The sequence below is a fragment of the Lysinibacillus sp. UGB7 genome, assembly GCF_049058285.1.
GTDB lineage: Bacteria > Bacillota > Bacilli > Bacillales_A > Planococcaceae > Lysinibacillus > Lysinibacillus sphaericus_B.
This window is the reverse complement of sequence record NZ_JBMGUV010000018.1, coordinates 31,519-55,751: the sequence shown is the minus strand read 5'-3', so window position 1 is coordinate 55,751 and position 24,233 is coordinate 31,519. Positions and strand designations below refer to the sequence as shown.

At 38.4% G+C, this 24,233-nt stretch carries 22 protein-coding genes and 1 other annotated feature; of the genes, 21 read left to right on the top strand and 1 reads right to left on the bottom strand.

Annotated elements, in window-relative coordinates; translation table 11 throughout:
- Positions 1 to 104 precede the first annotated feature (104 nt).
- Complete coding sequence (locus ACOMCU_RS16685; protein ID WP_421050786.1) at positions 105 to 494, top strand: FxsA family protein; 390 nt, start codon at positions 105 to 107, stop codon at positions 492 to 494.
- Here the strand turns inward: ACOMCU_RS16685 and ACOMCU_RS16680 are convergent.
- Entirely contained in the window at positions 478 to 1,443 is a 966-nt protein-coding gene (locus ACOMCU_RS16680) for an AI-2E family transporter (protein WP_230491865.1), read from the bottom strand. The two genes, ACOMCU_RS16685 and ACOMCU_RS16680, sit on opposite strands and share 17 nt — an antisense overlap.
- Positions 1,444 to 1,695: 252 nt before the next feature.
- Here ACOMCU_RS16680 and citZ point away from each other — a divergent pair, with 252 nt between their 5' ends.
- From citZ to infC, 20 genes are all read left to right on the top strand, one after another.
- Entirely contained in the window at positions 1,696 to 2,811 is a 1,116-nt protein-coding gene (gene citZ / locus ACOMCU_RS16675) for a citrate synthase (RefSeq protein ID WP_421050785.1), read from the top strand.
- An 80-nt stretch (positions 2,812 to 2,891) separates the two neighbouring features.
- The gene (gene icd, locus ACOMCU_RS16670; protein ID WP_010860179.1) at positions 2,892 to 4,154 is read left to right on the top strand and encodes an NADP-dependent isocitrate dehydrogenase; all 1,263 of its coding nucleotides are present in this window, start codon (positions 2,892 to 2,894) and stop codon (positions 4,152 to 4,154) included.
- Between the two features lie 192 nt (positions 4,155 to 4,346).
- On the top strand, positions 4,347 to 5,285 hold the full coding sequence (gene mdh / locus ACOMCU_RS16665; RefSeq protein WP_010860178.1) for a malate dehydrogenase: 939 nt from the start codon (positions 4,347 to 4,349) through the stop codon (positions 5,283 to 5,285).
- Between the two features lie 150 nt (positions 5,286 to 5,435).
- Positions 5,436 to 5,876 carry a MaoC/PaaZ C-terminal domain-containing protein gene (locus ACOMCU_RS16660; RefSeq protein WP_421050784.1) on the top strand — a complete coding sequence of 147 codons (441 nt, stop codon included), beginning with the start codon at positions 5,436 to 5,438 and terminating at the stop codon, positions 5,874 to 5,876.
- A gap of 56 nt (positions 5,877 to 5,932) precedes the next feature.
- Complete coding sequence (locus ACOMCU_RS16655) at positions 5,933 to 6,649, top strand: response regulator transcription factor (RefSeq protein ID WP_010860176.1); 717 nt, start codon at positions 5,933 to 5,935, stop codon at positions 6,647 to 6,649.
- Positions 6,646 to 8,199: a two-component system histidine kinase PnpS gene (gene pnpS / locus ACOMCU_RS16650; RefSeq protein ID WP_010860175.1), complete on the top strand. Its 1,554-nt coding sequence runs from the start codon at positions 6,646 to 6,648 to the stop codon at positions 8,197 to 8,199. The genes ACOMCU_RS16655 and pnpS overlap by 4 nt, the downstream gene beginning before the upstream one ends.
- Positions 8,200 to 8,471: 272 nt before the next feature.
- Positions 8,472 to 8,840 carry a CidA/LrgA family holin-like protein gene (locus tag ACOMCU_RS16645; protein WP_036130635.1) on the top strand — a complete coding sequence of 123 codons (369 nt, stop codon included), beginning with the start codon at positions 8,472 to 8,474 and terminating at the stop codon, positions 8,838 to 8,840.
- Positions 8,837 to 9,550 carry an LrgB family protein gene (locus ACOMCU_RS16640; protein WP_421050783.1) on the top strand — a complete coding sequence of 238 codons (714 nt, stop codon included), beginning with the start codon at positions 8,837 to 8,839 and terminating at the stop codon, positions 9,548 to 9,550. Before ACOMCU_RS16645 ends, ACOMCU_RS16640 begins: the two co-directional genes overlap by 4 nt.
- Positions 9,551 to 9,669: 119 nt before the next feature.
- A complete protein-coding gene (gene hflK / locus ACOMCU_RS16635) occupies positions 9,670 to 10,656 on the top strand; it encodes an FtsH protease activity modulator HflK (protein ID WP_421050782.1) in 987 nt (328 codons plus the stop codon).
- Positions 10,656 to 11,657 carry a protease modulator HflC gene (hflC, locus tag ACOMCU_RS16630; protein ID WP_421050781.1) on the top strand — a complete coding sequence of 334 codons (1,002 nt, stop codon included), beginning with the start codon at positions 10,656 to 10,658 and terminating at the stop codon, positions 11,655 to 11,657. The genes hflK and hflC overlap by 1 nt, the downstream gene beginning before the upstream one ends.
- 163 nt (positions 11,658 to 11,820) lie before the next feature.
- Positions 11,821 to 12,252, top strand: a complete 432-nt coding sequence (locus ACOMCU_RS16625) for a hypothetical protein (protein ID WP_036130631.1) — start codon at positions 11,821 to 11,823, stop codon at positions 12,250 to 12,252.
- Between the two features lie 212 nt (positions 12,253 to 12,464).
- A complete protein-coding gene (gene polA / locus ACOMCU_RS16620) occupies positions 12,465 to 15,092 on the top strand; it encodes a DNA polymerase I (RefSeq protein WP_421050780.1) in 2,628 nt (875 codons plus the stop codon).
- 11 nt (positions 15,093 to 15,103) lie between these two features.
- Complete coding sequence (gene mutM / locus ACOMCU_RS16615) at positions 15,104 to 15,976, top strand: bifunctional DNA-formamidopyrimidine glycosylase/DNA-(apurinic or apyrimidinic site) lyase (protein WP_421050779.1); 873 nt, start codon at positions 15,104 to 15,106, stop codon at positions 15,974 to 15,976.
- A 13-nt stretch (positions 15,977 to 15,989) separates the two neighbouring features.
- Positions 15,990 to 16,583: a dephospho-CoA kinase gene (gene coaE, locus ACOMCU_RS16610; protein WP_010860168.1), complete on the top strand. Its 594-nt coding sequence runs from the start codon at positions 15,990 to 15,992 to the stop codon at positions 16,581 to 16,583.
- A 296-nt stretch (positions 16,584 to 16,879) separates the two neighbouring features.
- On the top strand, positions 16,880 to 17,902 hold the full coding sequence (locus ACOMCU_RS16605; RefSeq protein ID WP_421050778.1) for a glyceraldehyde-3-phosphate dehydrogenase: 1,023 nt from the start codon (positions 16,880 to 16,882) through the stop codon (positions 17,900 to 17,902).
- 229 nt (positions 17,903 to 18,131) lie between these two features.
- Positions 18,132 to 18,602 carry a transcriptional regulator NrdR gene (gene nrdR, locus ACOMCU_RS16600; protein ID WP_219361974.1) on the top strand — a complete coding sequence of 157 codons (471 nt, stop codon included), beginning with the start codon at positions 18,132 to 18,134 and terminating at the stop codon, positions 18,600 to 18,602.
- Between the two features lie 18 nt (positions 18,603 to 18,620).
- The gene (locus ACOMCU_RS16595; protein WP_036130626.1) at positions 18,621 to 19,988 is read left to right on the top strand and encodes a replication initiation and membrane attachment family protein; all 1,368 of its coding nucleotides are present in this window, start codon (positions 18,621 to 18,623) and stop codon (positions 19,986 to 19,988) included.
- A 24-nt stretch (positions 19,989 to 20,012) separates the two neighbouring features.
- The gene (gene dnaI, locus ACOMCU_RS16590; protein ID WP_268891045.1) at positions 20,013 to 20,942 is read left to right on the top strand and encodes a primosomal protein DnaI; all 930 of its coding nucleotides are present in this window, start codon (positions 20,013 to 20,015) and stop codon (positions 20,940 to 20,942) included.
- A gap of 398 nt (positions 20,943 to 21,340) precedes the next feature.
- Positions 21,341 to 23,275, top strand: coding sequence for a threonine--tRNA ligase (gene thrS, locus ACOMCU_RS16585; RefSeq protein ID WP_036130622.1), 1,935 nt, complete (start codon positions 21,341 to 21,343; stop codon positions 23,273 to 23,275).
- Between the two features lie 187 nt (positions 23,276 to 23,462).
- Positions 23,463 to 23,608 (top strand) — a sequence feature (ribosomal protein L20 leader region).
- A 95-nt stretch (positions 23,609 to 23,703) separates the two neighbouring features.
- Positions 23,704 to 24,207 (top strand): translation initiation factor IF-3, encoded by a 504-nt coding sequence (infC, locus tag ACOMCU_RS16580; RefSeq protein WP_010860162.1) that lies wholly within the window; start codon positions 23,704 to 23,706, stop codon positions 24,205 to 24,207.
- Positions 24,208 to 24,233: the final 26 nt, after the last annotated feature.

The following is a 24,233-nucleotide window of genomic DNA, read 5'->3' as shown; positions in this document are numbered from 1 at the left end:
TGAGCTTTTACTTATAATTTAGGCTCATTGTTTTTTATATGAAACTTATTGGTCTATAATAACGTATAAATGGTATAGCTTTTTCATATAGGAAGGAGAAAAATATGCGAAAAGTTTTTCTTGGTTTCATTGTGTATGCATTAGCCGAATTGGCGTTATTAATAGTTGTTGGTCAAAATATAGGTGTGTTGAATACTTTATTGCTCATTGTGGCAACGAGTGTTATCGGTGTTTATGTAGCAAAAAATAAAGGTATGAATTCTGTACAAAAGGTAAAAGATACGATGGCTAGAGGAGAAGCGCCGGGACCTATTTTAATTAATGCGCTGCTGAATTTTAGTGGCGGTGTGCTGTTAGCATTACCAGGTTTTTTAACGGATCTTATCGGCTTATTACTACTCATGCCTTTTTCAAAAAAGCTGTTTCAACCAATCGTATTTTATTGGATTCGTAAAAAAATGAAAAAAGGGCAGTTTATCATCGTTCAAAAATAGATTTTTCCTTAAGTTTAACAGCCAAGAATAAAAATATAGGGCTGAGTAAAATGCCATAAAATCCGAATAATAAAATAGATGCAGCACTGATGAAAAAAGTGTGGAATGTACGTAATTGAAGTGTATTGGACCACAGCATGGAATCAGCTAGCTGCCTTGTTAATTGAACAAACAAATACAACAGTAAAATCGCAACACATAAAAAAGTATTGCCATTGAAATAAAAGTAAATACTCATGGGTACGAGAAAGACCCCAATACCGAAGAATGGAAGCACATCTGCGAATGCAACGATAAATGCTTTAATAATGGCTTGTTCAAATTGAAAAATCATAAAGCCTGCACAAAGTATGAGGAGTGTAATGGTGAATAACTGAAACTCCACAAATATAAAGTAATGAAAGAGTTGCATGATTTTTGAAAAATGTGATTGCCACTCGTTGCGAAATTTCTTCGGAACGTACTGGAAAAACCAGTAGCGGGATTTACGTGTTTCCAGTAACGCAAAATAGTAAGCGACAAGGAAAATAAACACTTCAATTACATGCTTCATGAATAGTTGCAATAAATTTGCTGTATAAACGAGGATAGAATCAAAAATTGTCAACGATTTTTCCTGTAAAACTTGTATAAACATGGACTCGTATTCAGTGAATAACTGGAAGTTTTGAAGTGTATCTCTTATTTCAGGGAAGATAAGTATGATGCTGTTAATAGATATAATTATGAGGAGAAAAATACAAGTAAGTATCAGTATTTCTACGATAATTGCTGCGAGCCAATAGGCGATTTTACAATAAGAATTGAGAAATTTTATAATAGGATACGTAGAAAAAGATAAAAATATTGCAAGGGATACAGGTAATACGAACCAAAGGATTAATAAATAAAAAATAAATAATAGAATATTTGTAGTTCTTTCGTATGAAAAATACTTAATATTCCTCATTTTTACAAATTCACCTCGTTTCAAATAAAAAAATAATGTCAAAAAATACAAAAGAAACTCTTTGGAACGTGTTTATAGTCGCTCGGGCGCCTTTTTCTTTATTTGGGTGTTTTTCATTCACAAAGCTGTCAAAAATGATTATAATAGCAATGTAAGCGATTTACTTAATGGTTCATATGAGCAAAAACCGTAAATGATAACGATTGAATAGCATTTACAACAAAAATATAAAGTATGAGGGAGCGATAATTTATGTCAGCAACAAAAGGTTTAGAAGGTATCGTAGCGGCGGAATCTAAAATCAGCTCAATTATCGATGACACACTTACATATGTTGGTTACAACATTGATGATTTAGCAGATAACGCATCATTTGAAGAGGTAATTTACCTACTATGGCACACTCGTTTACCAAAAGCGGACGAGCTTGCTGAGTTAAAACAACAATTAGCAGACAACATGTCTATTCCACAGGCAATTGTAGACCAATTCAAAGCATACCCACTTTCAACTGTACATCCAATGGCTGCACTACGTACTGCAGTATCTTTACTTGGTGTATTCGATGAAGAAGCGGATGTAATGGATCCAGAAGCTAACTACCGTAAAGCTATCCGTCTACAAGCTAAAATTGCTACAGTTGTAACTGCGTTCGCACGTGTTCGTAAAGGCTTAGAGCCAATTGCACCAAAACCAGAATTAGGTTATGCAGCGAATTTCTTATACATGTTAAAAGGTGAAGAACCAGCAGCAATCGAAGTTGAAGCATTCGATAAAGCATTAGTATTACATGCTGATCATGAATTAAATGCTTCTACATTCACTGCACGCGTATGTGTAGCTACATTATCAGACGTTTATTCTGGTGTTACTGCAGCTATCGGCGCATTAAAAGGACCACTTCATGGTGGTGCAAACGAACAAGTTATGAAAATGCTAAGCGAAATCGGTTCACTTGAAAAAGTTGAATCTTATATTCAAAATAAATTAGATAACAAAGAAAAAATCATGGGCTTCGGTCACCGTGTATACCGTAAAGGCGATCCACGTGCACCACACCTACGTGTAATGTCACAAAAATTAACTGAACTAACTGGTAAACCAGAGCTTTATGAAATGTCAGTTAAAATCCATGACATGATTGTTGAACAAAAGAAATTACCTGCAAACGTAGACTTCTTCTCTGCGTCAGTGTATGATTCTTTAGGCATTGATCATGACCTATTCACACCAATTTTCGCAGTTTCTCGTACTTCTGGTTGGGTAGCACATATTCTTGAACAATATGCTAACAACCGCTTAATCCGTCCACGTGCGGAGTATGTTGGACCAGGCATGCAAAAATATGTTCCAATCAGCGAGCGCTAATTTGGAAAATATGCTAGAATATTTGGGACTGTGTTACCTTTAACACAGTCCTATGATTATGAATTTAGGAGGCAACAATAATGTCAAACAAAATTGTAGTTGAAAATGGCGTACTTAATGTACCAAACAATCCAGTAATCCCGTTCATCGAAGGTGATGGAATCGGTCCAGATATTTGGGCTGCAGCATCTCGCGTTATCGACGCAGCTGTTGAAAAAGCTTATAACGGCGAAAAGAAAATCGAATGGTTAGAAGTTTTAGCTGGTGAAAAAGCGTTCAACCAAACTGGTGAATGGTTACCACAAGAAACTTTAGACAAAATTAACGAATACCTAATCGCAATCAAAGGTCCTCTTACTACGCCAATCGGTGGTGGTATCCGCTCACTAAACGTAGCATTACGTCAACAACTTGATCTATATGTTTGCTTACGTCCTGTACGTCACTTTGATGGAGTACCTTCTCCAGTTAAACGCCCAGAAGACGTTGAAATGGTTATCTTCCGCGAAAACACAGAAGACATCTACGCTGGTATCGAGTTCGAATCAGGCTCTGAACAAGCTCAAAAAATCATCAACTTCCTACAAACTGAATTTGGTGTTAACCAAATCCGCTTCCCAGAAACTTCTGGTATCGGTGTAAAACCTGTATCTAAAGAAGGTACTGAGCGTTTAGTGCGTTCTGCTATTGAATATGCTATTAAACATAACCGCCCATCTGTAACATTAGTTCACAAAGGGAACATTATGAAATTCACTGAAGGTGGATTCAAAAAATGGGGTTATGAATTAGCTGAAACTGAATTTGCTGATAAAACTTTCACTTGGAATCAATATGATGCAATCAAAGCTGAACAAGGTGAAGAAGCAGCAAACAAAGCACAAGCTGATGCTTTAGCAGCTGGTAAAATCTTAGTTAAAGATTCAATCGCTGACATCTTCTTACAACAAATTTTAACTCGTCCAACTGAGTTTGATGTAGTAGCTACAATGAACTTAAATGGTGACTATATTTCTGATGCATTAGCTGCACAAGTTGGTGGTATCGGTATTGCTCCAGGTGCGAACATTAACTACGTAACTGGTCACGCAATCTTCGAAGCTACTCACGGTACAGCTCCAAAATATGCTGGCTTAGATAAAGTAAACCCATCTTCAGTACTACTTTCAGGCGTATTAATGCTTGAACACTTAGGATGGCAAGAAGCAGCTGATAGCATTACAGCATCAGTTGAAAAAACAATCTCTTCTAAAGTTGTAACTTATGACTTTGCACGTCTAATGGATGGTGCTAAAGAAGTGAAATGTTCTGAGTTCGCTGACGAATTAATCAAAAACCTATAATTTTCCCAACTTTAGTTGCATAAAATTATAGCTGTGATGCATGCAAAATCTGTCGAGATATGTTTGATTAACAGCAAATTATTTTCGACTTTATTTAAATGAAGTATTTCCAACTTGTTTAATCAAGGGAGAGAGAGTTATTCTCCTCCCTTTTTTTTTAACATAAAACCCAAATCAAAGGAGCGTATTCAAATGTCTTTGAAACGTAAAAAAATCTCAGTAATCGGTGGCGGATTCACTGGCGCTACTGCAGCATTTTTAGCAGCTCAAAAAGAACTTGGTGATGTAGTATTAGTAGACATTCCTCAAGCTGAAAACCCAACAAAAGGTAAAGCTTTAGATATGTGGGAAGCTGCTCCAATTCAAGGTTTCGATTCTTATGTTAAAGGTACTTCTGACTATGCAGATACTGCGGATTCTGATGTAGTAATCATCACTGCGGGTGTTGCTCGTAAACCTGGGATGAGTCGTGACGATCTAGTTCAAATCAACCAAGGTGTTATGAAAACAGTTTCTAAAGAAATTGCCGCTCACTCACCAAACGCAACAATAATTGTACTTACAAACCCGGTTGATGCAATGACTTACACAGTATACAAAGAAACTGGTTTCCCTAAAAACCGCGTTATCGGTCAATCTGGTGTACTTGATACAGCTCGTTTCCGTTCATTCGTCGCTGAAGAACTTAACATTTCTGTTAAAGACATTACTGGATTCGTACTAGGTGGCCATGGTGATACAATGGTACCACTTACTCGCTACTCTTTCGCTGGTGGTATTCCACTAGAGTCTTTAATCGCTCCTGAGCGTTTAGAAGAAATTGTTGACCGTACTCGTAAAGGTGGTGCTGAAATCGTAAACCTACTGGGTAACGGTTCTGCATACTATGCGCCGGCTGCTGCAATGATTGAAATGGCTGAAGCGATTCTTAAAGACCAAAAACGTATTCTGCCATCCATTGCTCTTCTTGAAGGCGAATATGGCTACAACGATATTTACTTAGGTGTACCAACACTTTTAGGTGCAGACGGTATTGAAAAAATCTACGAACTTGAATTAACTGATACAGAAAAAGCAGCATTAGATAACTCTGCTGAAGCTGTAAAAGCAGTTATGGAAGTTTTAGCTTAATAAAAAGTTTATGAAATCGAGTGGGAATCATTCCTACTCGGTTTTTTTTATTGTAATGCGGGATAAAATGGTTATTCTGCTTTTCATTGTACTTTTAGAATAAAATTGATACTATGAAGGTAGTATGATAGAAAAGGGGTTGGCGTATCTTTGCTTCAAAAGAACAGTAAACTTGGTCTCACTATAGATGAAATTACGGTTGGCGAGAAAATTCATATTACTGAAAAAATAGAGGATAAAGATTTAATGCTTTATTTAGGGCTTACAAATGATAGCAATCCGCTCTATATTCAACATGATTATGCAGCAATGACACCATTTAAAAAGCCAATTGTACCAACCATCATGTTAAATGGCATTATTACGTCAGCTGTGTCGAAGTATATACCTGGACCAGGTGCACGAATTATTGAACAGCATATAAAATACTTAGGACCACTCTATCATTATGAATTATTTGATACACTATTAGAGGTAACAGTAGTCAATAAAGTACAAAATACAATTACGGTTTCAGTAAACTCATACAATGAGCAAAAGCAACTTGTGATTGAAGGTACATTACTGGTAACGCCACCACTTGCGTTATAGTAAACGTCTTGTAGATTTGAAATGGGGGTTTCAAATCACTATCGGAGGCATTATACATGACAAAAACAATTTTAGTTGTAGAAGATGAATTATCCATTGCAACATTATTAAAATATAATTTAGAGCAGGCTGGTTATGTAGTTGAAACAGCCGCGGATGGACAAGAAGGTCTAGATAAAGCTATCACGCTACAGCCTGATTTAATGCTGTTAGATTTAATGCTTCCTAAGCTAGATGGTATGGAGGTATGTAAACAAATTCGACAGCAGCGCATGAATACACCAATCATTATGCTAACGGCTAAAGACGACGAGTTCGATAAGGTGCTTGGTTTGGAACTCGGAGCAGATGATTATATGACGAAACCTTTTAGCCCACGTGAGGTATTGGCACGTGTGAAGGCGGTATTACGACGCTTTACACAAAATGTCGTAGTTGAGGATAAGGATGAACCATTAGAAAAAATGTATGAGTTTGGTCAACTGCGTGTATATCCAGAGCGTTTTGAGGTTTTTTTACAAGATGAAGCGCTTGAATTTACACCGAAGGAATTTGAACTCTTAATCTATCTACTTGAAAACAAAAACCGTGTATTAACACGTGATCAGTTATTAAGTGCTGTATGGAAATATGATTTTGCAGGCGATACTCGTATTGTGGATGTGCATATAAGTCATCTTCGCGATAAAATCGAAGAAAATAGCCGTAAGCCCATTTTTATTAAAACCATTCGTGGCCTTGGCTATAAATTTGAGGAGCCGAAATCGTCATGAAATCAATGAGCAACCGCTTATTCTTGACATTCATGCTATTGCTCGCAACAATACTAGCTGTCCTAATTATTGTCATAGGTCAGCTTTTTCCTGTTTATATAAAACAGTACAATGAACAGGAGAGCCCGCATATTCAAGAAGCGATAGATAAGGTATTAGAGGAACGACAGATTACACTATCTGCGGACGACAAAGAGGCGTTATTGGCAGTCCAAACAATTGACAATAACGACTCGCTGCTATCTTATTTACATGCACGACTCTTTGTAGTACTCGCGATATTATTCTTAATCAGTATTATTTTAATGGCAATTGTAAGTCGCTATATGATTCAGAATTTTACCGCACCTATTGATAATGTGACAGAAACGGCACTTGAGCTTGCAAAAGGGAATTATCGTGCACGTGCCCATGAAAATGAGCAGGAACGGACGATGCCGCTTAGTCATTCTATCAATATTTTGGCACGTAATTTGCAGGATATTACAACGATACGTGAGGTTGAAGAGGAAAGGCTTAAAACGTTAATCGAAAATATGGGAAGCTCGCTTATGATGATTGGGCGAGAAGGGAATATATCGATTGTCAATCGTGTATTTTTAGAACGCTTTGGCATGCAACTTGAAGACGTGCAAGGAAAGGTTTTTCGTACAATTGGCTTGCCAAAATCATTGGAGCAATTTATCGATCATGTGTTTTTAACAGAAATGCCCTACCGTCAGCAAATTAAGATGGAAGTCCAACAAGAGTTATATAATAAAGAAGTATATGGTGCACCGGTTATTGGAGATCATGGGCGATGGCTTGGTGTTGTAATTGTTATGCATGATATTACTGAGCTTATACGTTTAGAGCAAATTCGAAAAGACTTTGTCGCGAATGTATCACATGAACTTCGTACACCTATTACGTCTATTAAAGGTTTTTCAGAAACATTGCTAGACGGGGCCTATAAAGATGAGAAAATGTTACTGTCTTTTTTAGAAATTATTCATAAAGAAAGTAATCGTCTACAAATGCTCATTCAAGATTTACTTGAACTATCGAAAATTGAACAACATGGTTTTACCGTTAATATTATGCCAATGAACTTGCAAGATGTGCTCATACGAGGAGCAGAGCTAACAGGTCCTCGGCTAGATGAGAAAAATATGAGCTTTAATGTTGATATTCCAAGAGATGTAGAGGTAATGGGTGATGCGAATCGCATCATACAAATTGTTATGAATTTAATTACCAATGCAATCACCTATTCACCCGAAAATACGACTGTGACCATTCGTTTGAAGGAAGATGAAACGTATGGCATTCTTGAAATCGAGGATGAAGGAATCGGTATTGAAAAGCATGAAATTGCTCGTGTCTTTGAACGGTTTTATCGTGTGGATCGTGCACGAAGTCGGAATTCTGGCGGGACAGGCTTAGGGCTTGCCATTGTCAAACATCTAGTGGAGGCACATCATGGGCGTATTCAGGTGGAAAGCGAAGTCGGCGCCGGTACAAAAATGATTGTCATGATTCCTAAAAAATTAACGAATTCTTTACAATAACATGATGTAAGATTCACATTAAGGGACTATACTAATTTGTAGAAACCCCCCAAATAGTTTGATAAGACCAAATGTAGCTTGATTCACTCGTATGCTCATCAGTGGGAGATGAAGAAAACCTTCACTGATTGGAGTTTCATTTTATGGTTGTTGCTACACCACAAAAAGAATCTATTTCCAAAGTTTTTTGGAGGTGGATTCTTTTTGTGTTTTACACTTACCTAAAATAGGTGTAAAGTATAGTAGCATAAAAGATTGAAAGAAGGTTGACCATGAAAATCGCCAAATGTCTCGTGCAAATTGGCTATCTTTACATACTATTATTTGTCGGAAATAGTATTGCACGCATACTTCACTTGCCGATTCCAGGGAGCATAATAGGGCTAGTATTATTGTTTTTACTACTACAGTTTCATATCATAAAACTTGAATGGGTTGAGCTAGGTGCGGGATTATTACTGAGTGAATTATTATTGTTTTTCATTCCATCAGCAATTGGTGTTATCAATTATGATGCACTGTTCGGTGTTCAAGGCATGAAAGTCGTCCTTGTAATCGTCGTGAGTGCCATTGTCGTCATGCTAATGACGGGTTACACAGCACAATGGCTAGAGCAACGAAAGAAGGGTGATACTGCATGAGTATGTTGATTGCTGTAATAAGTTTGCTGGGAACTATCGCCATTTTTTACACGTGTAAAATATTCTATCAAAAGTTTAAAAAAGAATGGCTAACACCAATGCTTATCACACCATTAGTCATCATTACTGTTTTACTGCTAACAGGAACATCCTATGATTCCTATAATGCAGGAGCCAATATTTTAACGAACTTACTTGGGCCGGCGACAATTGCTTTTGCCGTACCGATATATAAAAATTTCTCGCTTCTAAAAAAACATGCCTTTGAAATTTTTCTTAGTATTGCTGTTGGATCGGCTGTTGCAATTATATCCTCATTTTTCATGGCATTAATGCTTGGATTAAATGACGAACTAGTGCACAGCTTAGTACCACGTTCTGTCACAACACCCATCGCAATGGATATTTCAAATATGATTGGCGGTTCGCCAACACTCACTGCTGTTTTCGTTATGACTACGGGTATTCTTGGAAGCCTACTTGCACCACTAATCATTCGATTAAGTCGTTTTCGTACACCGTCCGCAAAAGGTTTAATGCTTGGTATGGGGGCGCATGGTACAGGTACTTCTAAAGCATTTGAGTTTGGTGAGCTGGAAGGTACTTTTGCAAGTTTAGCCATGGTTGTTGCGGCTTTAATTAGTATAATCTTATCAACAACATTTTTCCCTGTATTTGAACAACTTGTTATGAATATCCTGTTGCCTTAATTGGTGACAGGATATTTTGATTATATAACAGTGTAAGACGCCCAATAAATATTATTTTCTTGAAACTTTTTGTAAGTTTTCCCGTATACAATAGTACTAAGTAAAAGGGAGGAACAGACATGAGTGTGAAAAAGACACTAATGATGGTGGGACTTGGAATTTTCGGTATTGTGGCACTGATCGCTGTATTTACATCGTGGTACACAGTAGATGAATCGGAGCAAGCCGTTGTCATTACATTTGGTCGTGCTGATGATATGGTTACAAATCCTGGTTTACACTTTAAATTACCTTGGCCAGTTCAGTCGGTAGAGGTTTTATCGAAAGAAACATTTAGTTTACAGTTTGGTTATAAGCAAAACAAGTCAGGCGAGTTGGAGGACTATGATGCTGAAACGAAAATGATTACGGGGGATGAAAATATTGTCCTAACGGACCTTGTCGTGCAATGGAAAATTACAGAACCGAATAAGTACTTATTCAACTCTCAAAACCCAGAGGAAATTTTACATAGCGCTACATCGAGTGCGATTCGTTCTATTATTGGAAGCTCATCGATTGATGCTGCGTTAACGGAAGGAAAAGCGGACATCGAAGCAAACACTCGAGATCTACTGGTTACTCTAATTGAAAAATACGATATTGGTATCAGTGTTTTAGGGGTGAAGTTGCAGGATGTCGAATTACCTAACAAAGATGTGCGAGCAGCATTTACAGCAGTTACAGATGCACGAGAGATGAAAAATACGAAAATAAATGAAGCAGAAAAATATTTGAACAAGCGCACTAATGAGGCAGAAGGAGAAAAAGATGCCATTATTTCAAAGGCCCAAGGAGCAAAAACAGCACGTGTTGAGCAGGCACAAGGAGATGTGGCAGTCTTCAATAAAATGTATGAACAATATAAAGGTAATCAACAAATTACACGTGAACGTTTGATATTAGAAACACTTGAAAACGTCCTACCGAAAGCACAACTTTATATTATGAATGATGATGGCAGTACAATGAAGTACTTACCATTACAAGCATTACAACCAACAGAACAGCAAACGACTACAGAGACAAAAGAGAAAAAAGAGACAAAAGAGGGGAGCGGTAACTAATGGATCAAAAAAATAAGGACCTTGATAAATTTCTAAGTTTTTTATCAGGTAAAACAAAAACTACCGCTCCTAGTGACGGCGACAATGTCGTGAAAATGTCTAAAAAGAGCCCGATGAACCCAAAGAAATATATATCTATTGCTGTCACATTAACAGTTGTTTTTGCAGTCGCAATTATTTTGTTTACGAATGTATATATTGTAAAAGAATCTGAGTATGCCATCGTTCGACAGTTTGGAGAAGTGGTGAAATTTGAGCGTGAGCCTGGATTAAATATGAAGATGCCGTTTATTCAAAGTGTGACAAAACTACCCAAAAGCCAATTAACGTACGAAATTTCAGAAGAAGAGATTAACACAAAAGATAAAAAACGAATTATCATTGATAATTATGCGGTGTGGCGTATTACAGATCCAAAGTTATTAATTTCAAATGCTGGTACGATTGAAAAAGTTGAATCACGCATGGAAGAGTTTATTTATTCTGTTATTCGTGCAGAGCTTGGACGGATTACTTATGCGGAAATTATTAATGATGAAAATTCTTCACGTGGGAGTATTAATGACCAAGTAACTAAACGTGTCAACGAGTTGCTATTAAACGATAAATACGGAATTGAAGTAGTCGATGTACGTATACGTCGTATCGATTTACCAACTGAAAATGAACAGTCGGTGTTCACTAATATGATTTCGGATCGTGAATCAATTGCACAAAAGTATCTATCAGAAGGTGATGCAGAAAAACGCCGTATTGAAGCACAAACAGATAAAAAAGTTCAAGAAATGCTAGCAACAGCAAATAAAAAAGCATCGTTAATTCAAGCAGAGGGAGAAGAAGAGGCTGCCAAAATTTATAACAGCTCATTCTCAAAAGATCCTGAATTTTATTCCTTGTATCGTACGCTCGAATCGTATAAGAAAACTGTCGGGGAAGATACAGTCATTATTTTGCCATCCACTTCACCATATGCAAAACTTTTATCAGGCTATATACAATAATTTAGTAATCCTTGCAGGGATTTAATAGTAGTGGAAATTGCGTACTAGCAAAGTATGCAATTTCCACTTTTTTGTTATAGCAAATTCATAATTAAGTGTTTCATAGAATCCTATTTTCTGATAAAATTATGATGTTTAGAAATGATAAATGGGGGTAATAGCTGTGAAATTACAAATTAGCACGTGGCTCCAAAATTTAGGAATAGCTTGTAGTATGGCATCGTTGTTTACACTTTTCTTTCGACTAACAGATTTTGAATGGCTGACGAAAAGTGTTTATTATATACCGGTATTTTTTGTGGTTTTGTTTTTAATAAGTTTAGTTATTGCGGAAGATGTCCGTAAGGCATTTAAAAAAATGTTCTGGTACGAGAAACGTAAAGTACAGCGACCTATTTGGCAGGTAGGGATTGGATTCATTTTCTTCCTAGCGCAAATTGGTACAGTCATGGTATTTAGTATAAAGCTCACACAACCTGAGCTTGGTGGTATGCCTTTATTTTTAGTGATTGCTTTTATGAATGCCTTTATTTTAACGGTTATATATGAGGAAATTTTCAATCGCAAAGATAAGACAACAGAAGTAAGCCAATAGTGATATAGAGTCGATTGCATTAGGCAATTGGCTTTTTTTGTGACTAGGCTAGAATTGCTCCAGTTTTGTTCTATTTAGAAATTTTAACGGATTTTCGTCTCTATGATTGGTAAAAAGTTTGTTTTCCCGATAAAGTAATGGGAAGAGGCATTTTCAAACATACGTTTTCGTTTTACAATAGAAAGACGACGACAACGCAGGAGGAATTTTAAATGACAAAGGAAAAATTGCTATTACTGGACGGCAATAGTTTAGCGTATCGCGCGTTTTTTGCGTTGCCATTGTTAACGAATGATAGTGGTATTCATACGAATGCAGTATACGGTTTTACGACAATGTTACAAAGGATTTTGGTGGAAGAACAGCCGACAAAGATGCTCGTTGCCTTTGATGCGGGAAAAACAACTTTCCGTCATGATACGTTTACAGAATATAAGGGTGGACGTCAAAAGACCCCACCAGAATTATCTGAGCAATTTCCATATATACGCAAGCTGATCGATGCATATGGTATTAAACGCTATGAACTTGAAATGTACGAAGCGGACGATATCATTGGGACATTGGCAAAGGAAGCGGCGTCTCAGGATATAGACGTTATTATCGTATCGGGAGACCGTGACTTAACACAGCTCGCAACAGAACAGGTAACCGTGTATATTACGAAAAAGGGTATTACGGAAATTGAAAAAAACACACCAGCCTTTATTGAGGAAAAATACGGTTTAACACCATTGCAAATTATCGATATGAAGGGTCTAATGGGGGATGCTTCGGACAATATTCCAGGTGTGCCAGGTGTAGGTGAAAAGACTGCGGTTAAATTGTTAAAAGAGCACGGATCAGTAGAGGCCCTTTATGAGGCAATGGATACCGTAAAGACTTCTAAAATGAAAGAAAAGCTTGTCGCAAACGAAGAACAGGCACTTATGAGTAAACAGCTTGCAACAATTTTCACAGAGGCACCGATTGAAGTAGCACTGACAGAGCTTACCTATAACGGTCCGGATGAGGCAGCGCTAATCGATGTGTGGCAGGAACTTGGCTTTAAATCACTACTAGAAAAAAGTGATTTTACGATCGAGGAAGAAGAACGTGCACCATTTGCTTATGATATTGTACAAGAAGTAAAACCTGAGTTCCTCAAGGATGTAATGGCCGTACATGTGGAGCTTGAGGACGAGCATTACCATACATGTCAGCAACTTGGAATTGCTTTTACAGACGGTACAGCTACAAAATATGTGCCGTTTGACGTTGCGGTAAAATCAGATGTACTTCGTCGTTGGCTAGAGGATGCAACAAAAGTGAAATATATGGCTGATTCAAAGGCATCCCAGGCAGCCTTAAAGCGTGAGGGGATTCGTTTAGCCGGTGTTGACTTTGATTTACTGCTTGCATCCTACATTAACAATCCTGCACTTAGTGGTGATGATGTGGCAACTCTTGCAAAGGAGCTTGGCTATCGTGATGTACAAGCTAATGAATCGGTTTACGGAAAAGGAGCAAAACGTGCTGTACCAGATACAGCTATACTTGCCGAACATGTGAGCCGTAAAGCCTTTGCTGTTTGGGCATTGCAACCGAAGCTGGAGGAGTTACTGCGTGAAAACGAACAGTTTGAGCTTTATAAAAATTTAGAACTGCCACTTGCAGCCATCTTAAGTGAAATGGAAAGTGAAGGTATTACGGTGAATCGTGCGACGCTAGAAGAAATGGGACAGGAGCTGACTGATAAGTTAGTAGTCCTTGAGCAAGCTATTTATGCTGAAGCAGGCGAAGCATTTAATATTAATTCACCGAAGCAGTTAGGGGTTATACTTTTCGATAAGCTTGGACTTCCTGTAATCAAAAAAACGAAGACGGGCTATTCGACAGCTGCAGATGTATTAGAAAAATTAAAGCCAGAGCATGCGATTATTGAACATATTTTAATGTATCGTCAATTAGGCAAATTACAATCAACTTATATTGAGGGTCTGCTAAAAGAAATTCATGAACAAGATAGCAAGGTGCATACGCGCTTCCAACAGGCATTAACAGCGACAGGACGCCTGAGCTCGACAGATCCAAACCTACAAAACATTCCAATTCGTTTGGAGGAAGGACGTAAAATTCGTCAGGCATTTGTACCATCTCAAGAGGATTGGATTTTATTCTCGGCTGACTATTCACAAATCGAACTGCGCGTTCTTGCTCATATGTCTGAAGATCCAAACTTAGTAGAAGCTTTCCGTGAAGGGATGGATGTGCATACGCGTACTGCGATGGATGTCTTCCATGTATCTGCGGAAGAGGTCGATAGTAATATGCGTCGAGCTGCTAAAGCAGTTAACTTTGGTATCGTTTACGGAATTAGTGATTATGGCTTATCGCAAAATTTAGATATCACGCGTAAAGAAGCTGCTCTATTTATTGACAAGTATTTTGCGAGCTTCCCGGGTGTAAAGCGCTATATGGATGACATCGTACAGGATGCAAAGTTTAATGGCTTTGTGACAACAATATTAAATCGTCGTCGCTATTTACCTGATATTACTAGCTCTAACTTCAATCTAAGAAGCTTTGCGGAGCGTACAGCAATGAACACGCCAATTCAGGGTAGTGCTGCTGACATTATAAAAAAAGCGATGATTGATATGGATGCCCGTTTGAAAAAAGAAAATATGCAGGCAAAGCTTCTTTTACAAGTGCATGATGAATTAATCTTTGAAGCACCAAAAGAAGAGATTGCTCTGCTTGAAAAAATCGTACCAGAAGTAATGGAGAATGCCATCGAGCTTACTGTACCATTAAAAGTGGACTTCAACTACGGGGCAACATGGTACGAAGCAAAGTAGGAGGTGTTAAAGTGCCTGAATTACCAGAAGTTGAAGGTGTTGTACAGGCGTTAAAACCTGAAATTGAAGGACGTACAATTGAACAGGTACAGCTATCTGAAATCATTCGCTTTTCTTTTAGTGAGGGAAAACAATGTATCGTTAAACAATCAGAGCCAGATGCGTTTGAAATGGCGCTAACTCAAATGACAATTCACAGGATTGAACGTCGTGCAAAATATATCTTTTTCCATCTATTGAAAGAGGATGTGCCTTATATATTAGTCAGTCATTTAGGAATGACAGGTGCATGGTTTGTTGTTAATTCCCCTGAAGATATTGGAGAGGCTAAATTTAAAAAACATATTCATGCAACATTTCACATGTCAGACGGTGGGTATTTAATTTACTCAGATATTCGTCGCTTTGGTGAGTTGCGTTTTTTAGCACAGATAGAAGATCATGCACCACTAACAAAAATGGCACCTGAGCCGTTCGATGAGTGCGCGAGTACTTATTTTATTGCCAAAACGTTATTACCTAAATACGAGAACAAGGCTGTTAAAGAAGTGATAATGGATGGACATGTTGTTTCAGGCTGTGGCAATATATATGCCACTGAGGCATTATTTGCTCAAAAAATCCATCCTGCTTGCAAGATGAACCGTCTTAGTGAAAAGCGGAAGCGTGAATTATTTGAGGCGATTGTAGCGATACTTCGGCAAAGTATTGATGCTGGTGGTTCAACAATTTCAGATTATCGCAATATAAACGGTGAGGCGGGAAGCATGCAAAACCGACTGAAAATGTATGGGAAGAAGATATGCCCAGCGTGTGAGACCGAAACGAGTCAAATGACAATTGGTGGGCGCACATCAGTCTTTTGCCCAAATTGTCAACATTAAAGGGGAATTTACTATGATTATCGGACTAACAGGAAGTATTGCAAGCGGAAAAAGTACTGTAGCGAAAATGATGACAGCGCTTGGTTTGCCGATTGTAGATGCAGATATTGTGGCACGTGATGTCGTAGAACCAGGTACAAAGACGTTAACAATAATTGCTGAAAATTTTGGTGAGGCCATATTGCATGCAGATGGTAGTTTAGACCGCGCAAAGCTGGGCGATATCATTTTCCACGAGCCTGCAAAGCGTAAAATCTTAAATGATATTATGCATCCTGCCATTCGGCAAGAAATGCTTCGTCAACGCGATGCTTTTGTTGAAGTTGGGCAAACACATATCGTCATGGATATTCCACTGTTGTTTGAAAGTAAATTACAGCATTTCGTAGAGCGTATTATCGTTGTATCCGTCAGAGAAGATGTACAACTTCGCCGCTTAATGGAGCGTAATCATTTAACGAAGGAGGATGCGCTAGCTCGCATTCATTCCCAGTTGCCATTGTCCGTAAAGGAAAAAGGTGCTCACGCGGTAATTTACAATAATGAAGATTTACAACAAACTGAGGAGCAATTAAAGAAAATCCTTCATCATTGGGGCGTTCTTTAATTTTAAGTGCGTAGCGAGAACATATCGCTACGCATTTTTTTGCGTGTAAGCGCCATAATAAAAATAAAGTAAAAACTTTCATCGATGGGAGTTTTCTTCGATTTTTTAGTTGAAGCAAACGGTTGCTACGGTGGAGTATCCGTTAGTATCAGAGGAACTTATTGGTCATTTATTTTTCAGAAAATAAGAACTTTTTTATTATGAGTATATAATGTTCATCTTTTTTAAAATTGTGTTATACTAATCAGCATAAAGTATAATTAATATGAGTTCGTACTCACAGGAGGATTTTATAAATGACAGTATCAATTGCTATTAATGGTTTCGGACGTATCGGACGTATGGTTTTCCGCCAAGCGATCGTACAAGAAGATTTAAATATCGTTGCGATTAACGCGAGCTATCCAGCTGAAACGTTAGCACATTTGATTAAGTATGACACAAATCACGGAACATTCGAAGGTACGATTGAACCTGCAGGCGATGCTTTACTTGTAAATGGTAAACGCGTGCAAATTATTAGCGAACGTGATCCATTACAATTACCATGGGCGAAAATGGGTGTGGATATCGTTATTGAAGCAACTGGTAAATTCAATGATCGTGAGAAAGCAGCAATGCACTTAGAAGCGGGAGCGAAAAAAGTTATCTTAACAGCACCAGGTAAAAATGAAGATATCACAATTGTTTTAGGTGTAAACGATGAAAAACTTGATGTTGACAAACATGACGTTATTTCCAACGCTTCTTGTACAACAAACTGCTTAGCACCAGTGGCAAAAGTATTGAATGACACATTTGGTATCGAAAGCGGTTTAATGACAACAGTTCATGCTTATACAAATGACCAAAAGAACCTAGATAATCCACATAAAGATTTACGTCGTGCACGTGGTTGCGCCCAATCAATCATTCCGACATCAACAGGTGCTGCAAAAGCATTAAGATTAGTGTTACCAGAGTTGGATGGTAAAATTCACGGTATGGCACTTCGTGTTCCAACACCAAACGTATCTTTAGTTGACCTTGTTGTAGATTTAAACACGGATGTAACAGTAGAATCTGTAAATGCTGCATTTGTGAAAGCCGCAACTGAGGGTCCAATGAAAGGTATCTTAAACTTCTCAATCGAGCCACTTGTATCGATCGATTACAATACAACAACTTACTCTTCAACAGTAGATGGTCTTTCTACTATGGTAATGGGCAACCGTAAAGTGAAAGTACTTGCTTGGTATGACAACGAGTGGGGCTACTCTGCACGTGTTGTAGATCTTATGAAAAAAGTTGCAAGAGCGTTAGAAACAGTTAACGCATAATTTTTATTCCATTAAAACTGCTCTTCAATATTGGCTATAAACAGGGCATATACCAACCTTTTAAATTTACTTTTTAATGAGCACATTGAAATCCTAGTGGTTTCGATGTGCTTTTTTAGCTGGACAAATATACTACATCTTGTCAGAAAAAACGAAAGTGATTTTTTACAAGCGGGAAATTTGTTATAATAGAAATATTAAATTGTTGTGGAATCAGGAGAGTAAATATATGAGATGTCCATCTTGCCAATTTAACGGAACACGTGTAGTGGATTCGAGGCCTGTAGATGATAATAAAGAAATTCGTAGACGTCGTGAATGTGAGTCATGTAGCTTTCGCTTTACAACGTTTGAAAAAATTGAAGAGACACCATTAGTCGTTGTGAAAAAAGAAGGTTCACGGGAAGAGTTTAGCCGCGAAAAAGTATTACGTGGTCTAATTCGTGCTTGTGAAAAACGTCCTGTTGCTCTTGAAGTACTAGAGGGACTTGTCTTATCTATCGAAAAAGATTTACGTCGTATAGGCAATGCAGAGGTACGATCAGAGGATGTCGGAGAAATGGTGATGGACCGCTTGGCGAAAATTGATGAGGTCGCCTACGTGCGCTTTGCATCGGTTTACCGTCAGTTTAAGGACATCAATGTCTTTATTGAGGAAATCAAAGAAATCATTCAACGTCAAACTGAAAAGAAATCATAAAGCAAACAGAGAGGGTGAATGACGTTGATTCATTTGTATAGGGAATTACAACCAGCTGATACTTTTGACATTCGTCTACCTCATGCGCTTTCTACACAAGAACGTCAGTTAGTAACTTTGTTTTACCAGCCCTTAACTGGAGCAGAGCCAATCAGTCTGTATTTAACGTTATGGGCGGAGGCAGAGCAAATGCCAGGGCAGCAAATGTCACATTATTATTTAATGAATGTATTGGGGCTACCCATTGGCAAGGTTTTCGAGGCACGTATTGCGCTAGAAGCAATCGGCTTATTACGCACGTGGAAAAAAGAAGAAGCCGAACAACGTAGTTTTTTATATGAGCTTATGCGTCCATTGGATGCAGATAGTTTTATGAAAGATCCCCTTTTGTCGATGTTCTTGTTCAGTAAGATTGGAGAACAAGCGTATCGGAAACTGCGTCAACGGTTTATTCGACCTGTAAGAGACAGTGAGTTTAAGGATGTGTCACGTGCCTTTATTGATGTGTTTAAGCCAGTTAGTACAAATATTCCTACGGAGTTACAAGTTGGTACGGAAAGTAATAAGCCACAAAAAGTGTATCCGTTCTATTTCGAACAGTTTGACTTTGAGTTGCTGCAAGCCGGGTTATCGGATCAACTAGTGCCAGCGAGTCTATTAACGCTTGATGTACGTGAAGCCATAGCGAAACTAGCTTTCTTATATCACTTAACTGCATTGGACATGCAAAAAGTTGTCATTTTAGCACTCGATGATGATTTAGGCATATCACAAGAGCGACTGCGCAAAGCGGCAGCTGATTTTTATAAACTGACTGTGTCCAAGGAGCCGCCGAAACTTGCTAGAGTTTATGAGGCGCCAGCAGCGGTAGAGGATTCCATGCAAAAAACAAAAGATCAAGAGTTACAACACTATTTAGAAACGACTGCACCGATTCAAGTGTTACGAGATATTAATAATGGGAAAGAGCCACTGCAGACGTCTGTCCAACTCGCTGAAAGTTTAATCGTTCAGCACGGTATGCCAGTAGGAGTGGTCAATGCGCTTCTGGAATATGTCATGTTAACGACCGATATGAAACTACCTAAAAAATATGTTGAAACCATTGCTGACCATTGGGTACGTAAAAATATACAATCAGCGAAGCAAGCAATGGAACTTGCGCGTCAGGAGCATGATAAATATACAACGTGGAAGAATAAACCACAGACGTCAGCGAAAAAGAATACCTATGCAAAAAATCGCCGCGAGGAAAAAGTACCAGATTGGTTTTACAAGAGAAATGATAAGCAAGTAGAGGTACAGTCAGAATCGGCTGTAGATGCAACAGATTTTGAAAAGGAACGACTAAAAATACTAGAAAAGTTAAGCAACCAGCAAGAATAAGGTAGGTGAAAAACAATCGAACCAATTAATGGACCACTACAACGAGTGATTAAAATGCCATCCTTTCAAGAACGTTATGAGGCGATGCGTAAAGAAATTTTAGAAAACCCTCGTGTCCAGACATTTTTAGCAGAGCATGCAGAGGAATTAAGCTATGAGGCAGTAGAACGTAATTTGCCGAAGCTCCATGAATTTATAAGTCAATCTACTGAATGCTGCGGTTGCGACCATACTGCACATTGTACAAACTATTTAACAGGGTTTATTCCAAAACTGCGAGTAGTGCGGAATTCAGTAGAAATCGATTATGTACGTTGTGAACAAAAGGTTCGTGAGGATGATCGTCGTGATATTGCCAATATGATTGCAAGCATGCATATGCCGAAGGATGTTTTACAGGCGACGATTGAGGATTTATTTATTGATGATTATTCGCGTGTCGACATTGCAAATCGTGCAGCAGATTTTGTGCAACGCACACGTGAAACAGGAGTATTGCCAACAAAGGGCTTTTATTTATATGGGCAATTCGGTGTTGGGAAATCATTTGTGTTAGGTGCATTAGCCAATGAACTTGCAACCATTAAAGTGAGATCGGTCGTGGTTTTTGTCCCTGAGTTTTTGCGTGAGATGAAAAATGCAATTGGTGATAATTCACTGCAAGAGAAAATTGACTACGTCAAAAAGGCACCTGTTTTGATGCTAGATGATTTAGGGGCAGAAACGATGTCAGCTTGGACGCGAGATGAAATACTAGGTACCATTTTCCACTATCGAATGGCAGAGCAATTACCAACTTTCATTACGTCTAATTTTAACTATGATGAATTAGAGCACCACTTAGCACAATCGCAAAAAGGTGATTTGGAAGTGGTCAAGGCAGCTCGAATAATGGAGCGTATTAAAGCCATTACGGAGCCTGTGCAAATGGGTGGCAAAAATCGCCGCGATTAATATTGATAGTTGCAATTTACGACAATCGAGCGTATACTTTCACATATACAAAATAACAAAATGCATTGATGAGGACATGAGTTTTGTGTATCAGCTTAAAGAGAGGGGAGTCATTGGCTGTAAGCTTCCTAGTGTGAACACGTTATTTACTACCTACTGAGCAGCGAGAGGGAATATCTTTCGCCGGTCCCTAGCCCGTTAGCTAGCCTTGAGCTTCGTCTGACTTTATGGTCGGAAGGAAGAAGGGTGGAACCACGAGCACACGCTTCGTCCCTTTCATTAGGGACGGGGCTTTTTTGTTTTTTTACGGTTTATTATTTGCTCAATTAGTGAATAAAGTTGCTCCACCCTACATCATTATGCATCAAAACAAAAAAACAATAAGGAGTGCAAACAATATGTCAGACATGATTAAATTAACGTTTCCAGATGGCGCTGTAAAGGAATATGCAAAAGGCACATCGACTGACGACGTAGCAGCATCTATTAGCCCAGGACTTCGTAAAAAAGCTTATGCCGGTAAAGTAAATGGTGAATTACTTGACTTGAAAACACCAATCGAAGAGGATGCAACGATTGCCATCATTACACAAGATGACCAGGAAGCATTAGAAATTCTTCGTCACTCAACAGCTCACTTAACTGCACAAGCAATTAAACGTCTATTCCCAGATGTAAAGCTTGGCATCGGTCCAGTAATTGAAGGTGGATTCTACTACGATATTGATGCACCAACACCAATTACTGCTGAAGACCTACCAACAATTGAAAAAGAAATGAAAAAAATTATCGCTGAAAATATTGAAGTAGAGCGTAAAAACGTTTCTCGTGATGAAGCTCAAGCAATCTTCACTGAAATTGATGATGAATACAAATTAGAACTTCTTGAGGCTATCCCAGCTGACGAGCAAGTATCTATTTACTACCAAGGTGAATTTTTCGACCTTTGTCGCGGTATTCACGTACCATCAACGGGTAAACTACGTGAATTCAAACTTCTTTCATTAGCTGGTGCTTACTGGCGAGGAAACTCTGATAACAAAATGCTGCAACGTATTTACGGTACGGCTTTCTTTAAAAAAGAAGAGCTAAAACATCATTTGCAAATGCTTGAAGAAGCAAAAGAACGTGACCATCGTAAAATCGGTAAAGAATTAGAGCTGTTTACAACTTCTCAAAAAGTAGGGCAAGGTTTACCACTGTGGTTACCAAATGGTGCAACAATCCGCCGTGTTATCGAACGATATATTGTGGATAAAGAATTATCTCTTGGATACAAACATGTGTACACACCAGTCCTTGGTTCAAAAGAGCTTTATCAAACTTCAGGCCACTGGGACCATTACCAAGATTCAATTTTCCCACCAATGGAAATGGACAACGAAACATTAATCATGCGTCCAATGAATTGCCCGCACCATATGATGGTATACAAAAACAGCATGCACTCATACCGTAATTTACCATTACGTATTGCAGAACTTGGTACAATGCACCGTTATGAAATGTCAGGTGCAGTTTCAGGGCTACAACGTGTACGAGGCATGACGTTAAATGATGCGCATATCTTTGTTCGTCCAGACCAAATTAAAGTAGAATTCCAAAAAGTAGTGCAGTTAATCCTTGAAGTATATAAAGACTTCGATTTAAAAGATTACTCGTTCCGTTTATCTTATCGTGATCCAGCAGATACAGAGAAATACTTTGATGATGATGCAATGTGGGAAAAAGCACAAAGTATGTTAAAAGAAGCAATGGATGAACTTGGCTTAGACTACTTCGAAGCTGAGGGTGAAGCTGCATTCTACGGTCCGAAACTTGACGTACAAGTAAAAACAGCTATCGGAAAAGAAGAAACTTTATCAACTGTTCAGTTGGACTTCCTATTACCTGAACGTTTTGACTTAACTTACGTTGGTGAAGATGGTAAACCGCATCGTCCAGTTGTTATTCACCGTGGTGTAGTGTCAACAATGGAACGTTTTGTTGCTTTCTTAATCGAAGAATACAAAGGTGCATTCCCAACTTGGTTAGCACCAGTGCAAGTAGAAGTGATTCCTGTATCAAACGAAGCGCACTTCGACTATGCAAAACAAATTGAAGAGCAATTAACAGCTGCAGGCTTACGTGTAGAGATGGATGATCGCGAAGAAAAACTTGGCTATAAAATCCGTGAAGCACAAATGAAAAAAATCCCATACATGCTTGTGATAGGGGATAAAGAAGTAGAAGCAAAAGGCGTAAACGTTCGTCGCTACGGCTCAAAAGATTCAGAAACAATTAGCTTTGAGGATTTCCTAGCGAACATTAAAGCAGAAGTAGCACGCTTCTAATAAAATCAGATGAAAACCTCCCTCCCGTTGAACGGTGAGTGAGGTTTTTATAGGTAATATAATATTTTTAGGTATAGAATAAAAATTATTAGGTTATACTAATTGTAAATGAGCAAAGTGAAAATAATTATTTGACAGCTTGTTAAGTACATGCTAATATAATGAAGGTTAATGAATACAAAGTTTGTGGTTGAAGTAGAGGCTGCCCGCTTCTCACCTGATACAACGCTTAGGCTGTGAACAGGTATGACACGTTGAATTGTTTTGCGTAAACTTGCGCATGCACATATAGCGGGCGGACATCTTCAAAAATGTCCGTCCTTTTTTTATGGACATGACGAGAGGATGTACCGTTCAACCGGGCAAGGCTTTGCCCAAACCATGTATTCGCGACAATTACTTGGAGGTGGATTACTATTAGCAAAGACATGTATGTAAACGAAGGCATTCGCGCACGTGAACTTCGATTAATCGATCACAATGGTGACCAGCTTGGTGTAAAGACACGTAATGAAGCGCTAGAAATCGCCGCTCGTGTAAACTTGGATCTTGTCCTTGTGGCCCCTCAAGCCAAGCCGCCAGTCGCTCGTATCATGGACTATGGTAAATTTAAGTTTGAACAGCAAAAGAAAGACCGTGAAATTCGTAAAAATCAAAAAGTCATCGTGATGAAAGAAGTTCGTTTGAGCCCAACTATCGATGAACATGATTTTCAAACGAAGCTACGTAATGCCGTTAAATTCCTTGAAAAAGGTGATAAAGTAAAATGTAGCCTACGTTTTAAAGGTCGTGCGATTACACATAAAGATATTGGTCAACGTGTGTTAGATCGTTTTGCTGAAGCTTGTGCTGAAGTATCGACGGTTGAACAAAAACCGAAGATGGAAGGCCGAAGCATGTTCTTAGTTCTTCAACCAAAGAACGAGAAATAATATTAGACGAACAGTTTAGGAGGAAT

Excerpts from the sequence above, each read along its gene's own strand:
- ACOMCU_RS16685 (WP_421050786.1), top strand. The coding sequence starts at position 105 with ATGCGAAAAGTTTTTCTTGGTTTCATTGTGTATGCATTAGCCGAATTG.
- ACOMCU_RS16680 (WP_230491865.1), bottom strand. The coding sequence starts at position 1,443 with ATGAGGAATATTAAGTATTTTTCATACGAAAGAACTACAAATATTCTA.
- citZ (WP_421050785.1), top strand. The coding sequence starts at position 1,696 with ATGTCAGCAACAAAAGGTTTAGAAGGTATCGTAGCGGCGGAATCTAAA.
- icd (WP_010860179.1), top strand. The coding sequence starts at position 2,892 with ATGTCAAACAAAATTGTAGTTGAAAATGGCGTACTTAATGTACCAAAC.
- mdh (WP_010860178.1), top strand. The coding sequence starts at position 4,347 with ATGTCTTTGAAACGTAAAAAAATCTCAGTAATCGGTGGCGGATTCACT.
- ACOMCU_RS16655 (WP_010860176.1), top strand. The coding sequence starts at position 5,933 with ATGACAAAAACAATTTTAGTTGTAGAAGATGAATTATCCATTGCAACA.
- pnpS (WP_010860175.1), top strand. The coding sequence starts at position 6,646 with ATGAAATCAATGAGCAACCGCTTATTCTTGACATTCATGCTATTGCTC.
- ACOMCU_RS16645 (WP_036130635.1), top strand. The coding sequence starts at position 8,472 with ATGAAAATCGCCAAATGTCTCGTGCAAATTGGCTATCTTTACATACTA.
- ACOMCU_RS16640 (WP_421050783.1), top strand. The coding sequence starts at position 8,837 with ATGAGTATGTTGATTGCTGTAATAAGTTTGCTGGGAACTATCGCCATT.
- hflK (WP_421050782.1), top strand. The coding sequence starts at position 9,670 with ATGAGTGTGAAAAAGACACTAATGATGGTGGGACTTGGAATTTTCGGT.
- hflC (WP_421050781.1), top strand. The coding sequence starts at position 10,656 with ATGGATCAAAAAAATAAGGACCTTGATAAATTTCTAAGTTTTTTATCA.
- polA (WP_421050780.1), top strand. The coding sequence starts at position 12,465 with ATGACAAAGGAAAAATTGCTATTACTGGACGGCAATAGTTTAGCGTAT.
- coaE (WP_010860168.1), top strand. The coding sequence starts at position 15,990 with ATGATTATCGGACTAACAGGAAGTATTGCAAGCGGAAAAAGTACTGTA.
- ACOMCU_RS16605 (WP_421050778.1), top strand. The coding sequence starts at position 16,880 with ATGACAGTATCAATTGCTATTAATGGTTTCGGACGTATCGGACGTATG.
- nrdR (WP_219361974.1), top strand. The coding sequence starts at position 18,132 with ATGAGATGTCCATCTTGCCAATTTAACGGAACACGTGTAGTGGATTCG.
- ACOMCU_RS16595 (WP_036130626.1), top strand. The coding sequence starts at position 18,621 with ATGACGTTGATTCATTTGTATAGGGAATTACAACCAGCTGATACTTTT.
- thrS (WP_036130622.1), top strand. The coding sequence starts at position 21,341 with ATGTCAGACATGATTAAATTAACGTTTCCAGATGGCGCTGTAAAGGAA.
- infC (WP_010860162.1), top strand. The coding sequence starts at position 23,704 with ATGTATGTAAACGAAGGCATTCGCGCACGTGAACTTCGATTAATCGAT.